Genomic DNA, 3,644 nt, shown 5'->3' on the forward strand with positions numbered 1-3,644 from the left:
CATCCGTTGTTGGGGGCGGTCACGGGTCTGGCTGATGGTGGTGTCCTGTTCAGTGGGCGCCTGTCCCGGCACACCCACCCCTGGCTCACCGACCATGCCGTGGAGGACTATGTCGTCGTCCCGGGCGCCGGACTGGTGGAAATGGTGTCCGAGGCCGCGGCCCGGGTCGACGCCGGGAGGGTGGCGGAGCTGACGCTCGAGGCGCCGATGCTGTTGCCCGCCGTCGGCGGTGTACGGATCCAGGTCGCCGTGGACGCGGCGGACGAGGCCGGACGCCGTCAGGTGCGGGTCTTCTGCCAGCCGGAGGAGGCCGACCCCGCTGACCCGGACGGCTGGACCAGGAGTGCCTTCGGATGGCTCGGCGCCGACGGCATCACGCCGTCCGTCTCCGACCTCGTGCAGTGGCCGCCGGCCGGCGCCGAAGCCGTCGACCTGGCGGACTTCTACCCCGCGCTCGCCGAGGCCGGCTACCGGTACGGTCCTGCGTTCCAAGGCATCCAGGGACTATGGCGCCTCGGTGAGGACTGGTACGCCGACGTCGTCCTGCCCGAGCCGCAGCAGGCGGACGCCGCAAAGTACGGTGTCCACCCGGCGCTGCTCGACGCGGCTCTGCACCCACTGGCCCACCATGCCGCGAGCTCCGGGCAGGGCCTCCAGCTCCCCTTCTCCTGGAGCGACGTGGCGGTCCACGCCACCGGTGCCGGCCGCCTGCGGGTGCACTGGCACGGCGACAGCAGGATGACGGCGACCGACGGCGAAGGCCGTCCGGTGGTCGAGATCGGCTCGCTGGAACTCCGACCGCTCGCCAGTGGATCGCTGGCTCCCGCCGGCGCCCCGGCCGACGGTGAACTGCTCCAGGTGGACTGGGCGCCCTCCGCGGCCCCCGGTGAGGTGCCCGCGCGGGGCGGAACGTGGGCTCTCGTGGGCTCCGACCCGTTCGGCATCGCGGACGCCGCCCGCTCCGCGGGTGCGGTCGAACCGCTGGTCGCCGTGGACCTGGCCGCGGTGAAGGGAGTTCCCGCGCCGCGCCGTGTCGTGCTCCCGGTGGGGAGCGCGGAGGGCGAGAGCGTGCCCGGTGCCGCCCATCGTCTCGCCGGCGACGTGCTTGAGACGATCCAGGCGTGGCTGGCCGAGGACCGCTTCGACGGCGCGCAGCTGGTCGTCGTGACGCGCGGTGCGGTCGGCAGCGGGCCGGGCGACGTGCCCGCCGATGTGGCGGCCGCGGCGGTGTGGGGCCTGGTGCGGACCGCGCAGAGCGAGCACCCCGGCCGTTTCCTCTTGGTCGACCTCGACCCCGCCGCGGACGCCGACGCCGCCGCGCTCTTCTCGGAGGAGCCGCAACTCCTCGTGCGTGGTGGGCGGATGCTCGCGCCGCGGATCACCGCCGGGGCCGGGTCCGGCTCCGGCGGCGCCGCGACGTTCGATCCGGACGGAACGGTGCTGATCACCGGCGGCTCCGGAGCCCTGGGCGTGCTGATGGCTCGCCACCTCGTGCAGGCACACGGGGTGCGGCATTTGCTGCTGCTCTCGCGGCGCGGCGGGGATGCCCCCGGTGCGGCCGAACTGGCGCTGGAGCTCGCCGAGTTCGAGGCCGAGGTCCGCTTCGCCGGGTGCGACGCGGCCGACCCGGCGGCGCTGGCCGCCGTGCTGGCGGCCATCCCGGCCGAGCACCCGCTGACGGCGGTGGTGCACTCCGCCGGTGTGCTCGACGACGGGCTCGTGGAGTCGCAGACTCCCGACCGGTTCTCGGGAGTGCTGCGTCCGAAGGTGGACGCGGCGTGGAACCTGCACGAGCAGACCAAGGACCTGCCGCTGTCGGCATTCGTCGTCTTCTCGTCCATCTCGGGCGTGATCGGCAATGCGGGGCAGAGCAACTACGCCTCGGCGAACACCTTCCTCGACACCCTCGCCGCCCACCGGCGCGGCCAGGGGCTGGCCGCCCACTCGCTCGCCTGGGGTCTGTGGGACCAGGCGGGCACGATGACCGGCCGGTTGGACGACGCGGACCGCGCACGTCTGGCCCGCTCCGGCATCAAGGCCCTTCCCGTGAACCGCGGTCTGGCGCTGTTCGACGAGGCGCTGGAGAGCGACCGGCCGCTGCTGGTCGCCGCGGCCCTGGACCGGGTCGCGCTGCGGACCGGCCCCGAGGAGGTGCTTCCGGTGCTCCTGCGCACCCTGATCCCGCGCCGCCGGCGCACGGCGGCCGGCGACCGGTCGGCAGAGGTCAACCAGGGTGCGGGCACGGTCAGCTGGGCGCAACACGTCGGCGGGATGAGCCCGGAGGACCGCGAGCGTACGGTCGTCGACGTCGTGCGTGCGAGCGTTGCCGTGGTCCTCGGTTACTCCACGCCGCAGGCCGTCCAGCCGGACCGGTCCTTCAAGGACCTCGGCGTCGACTCCCTGACCGCCGTGGAACTGCGCAACCGCCTCACCACAGCCACCGGGCTGCGGCTGTCCGCCGGGCTGGTCTTCGACCACCCCACCCCGCAGGCCATCGCCGACTACCTCGCCGGCCAGCTGGCGCCGGAGGAGAAGCCGGTCGACGCCCAGACGATCGCCGCTGAGTTCGACCGCGTGATGTCCGAGTTCGAGAACGCCTCGTTCGAAGAGGAAGACCGGGCCTGGCTGTCGAGGCGGGTCCAGGAAATGCTGACGCGGATCAGTGCCGTGACGGGCATCGACGCCCTGTCCTCGGGTACGGGCGTCGGCCTCTCCGACGCCGCGTCGGACGAGGAGATCTTCGCCTTCATCGACAACGAACTCTGAGTTCGCAGGGCCCACGCCACCGCATTCGCCGCCAGTCACCCCGAAAGGCACGCACCGCTCATGGCTAACGAAGACAAGGTCCGCGAATACCTGAGGCGCGTGACCAACGAACTGGCAGACAGCCGCAAGCGTCTTCGGGACATCGAATTCAAGGAACACGAGCCGATCGCGGTGGTGGGCATGGCCTGCCGCTACCCCGGTGGGGTGGCGAGCGCCCAGGACCTCTGGGACCTGGTGGCCGGCGAAGTGGACGCGGTGGGCGAGTTCCCGTCCGACCGCGGATGGGACGTGGAGAAGCTCTACAACCCGGACCCCGAGGTGACCGGAACCTCCTACACCCGGCAGGGCGGGTTCCTCCACGAGGCCGCCGAGTTCGACTCGGAGTTCTTCGGTCTCAGCCCGCGCGAGGCTCTGGCGACCGACCCGCAGCAGCGGCTCCTCCTGGAGACGGCCTGGGAGGCGTTCGAGAGCGCGGGCATCGACCCCGCGTCACTGCGCGGCTCGCGCACCGGCGTCTTCGCCGGCGTCATGTACTCGGACTACGGCTCGCGCATCCGCCAGGCGCCGGGTGAACTCGAGGGGTATCTCGTCGCGGGCAGCACGACCAGCATCGCGTCGGGTCGGCTGGCGTATTCGTTCGGTCTTGAGGGGCCGGCGCTGACGGTGGACACGGCGTGTTCGTCGTCGCTGGTGGCGCTGCACCTGGCGGTGCAGTCGCTGCGGCGTGGTGAGTGCGAGATGGCGCTGGCCGGCGGTGTCACCGTGATGGCGCGGCCGAACACCTTCGTGGAGTTCTCGCGTCAGCGGGGTCTGTCCGCGGACGGGCGTTGCAAGGCGTTCGCGGCGTCGGCGGACGGGACGGGCTGGGCCGAGGGTGT

The 3,644-nt window shown here is 72.5% G+C and carries 2 protein-coding genes; both read left to right on the plus strand.

Translation table 11 applies throughout. The features are described 5' to 3' along the window. The coding region (locus tag ABTY61_RS41770; protein ID WP_350510483.1) for a type I polyketide synthase at nt 1-2,766 on the plus strand (2,766 nt) is incomplete at its 5' end. Between the two features lie 60 nt (nt 2,767-2,826). After that, on the plus strand, nt 2,827-3,644 hold an 818-nt coding region (locus ABTY61_RS41775), incomplete at its 3' end, for a beta-ketoacyl synthase N-terminal-like domain-containing protein (protein ID WP_350510484.1).

This window comes from Kitasatospora sp. NPDC096128 (assembly GCF_040303105.1).
Taxonomy (GTDB): domain Bacteria; phylum Actinomycetota; class Actinomycetes; order Streptomycetales; family Streptomycetaceae; genus Kitasatospora.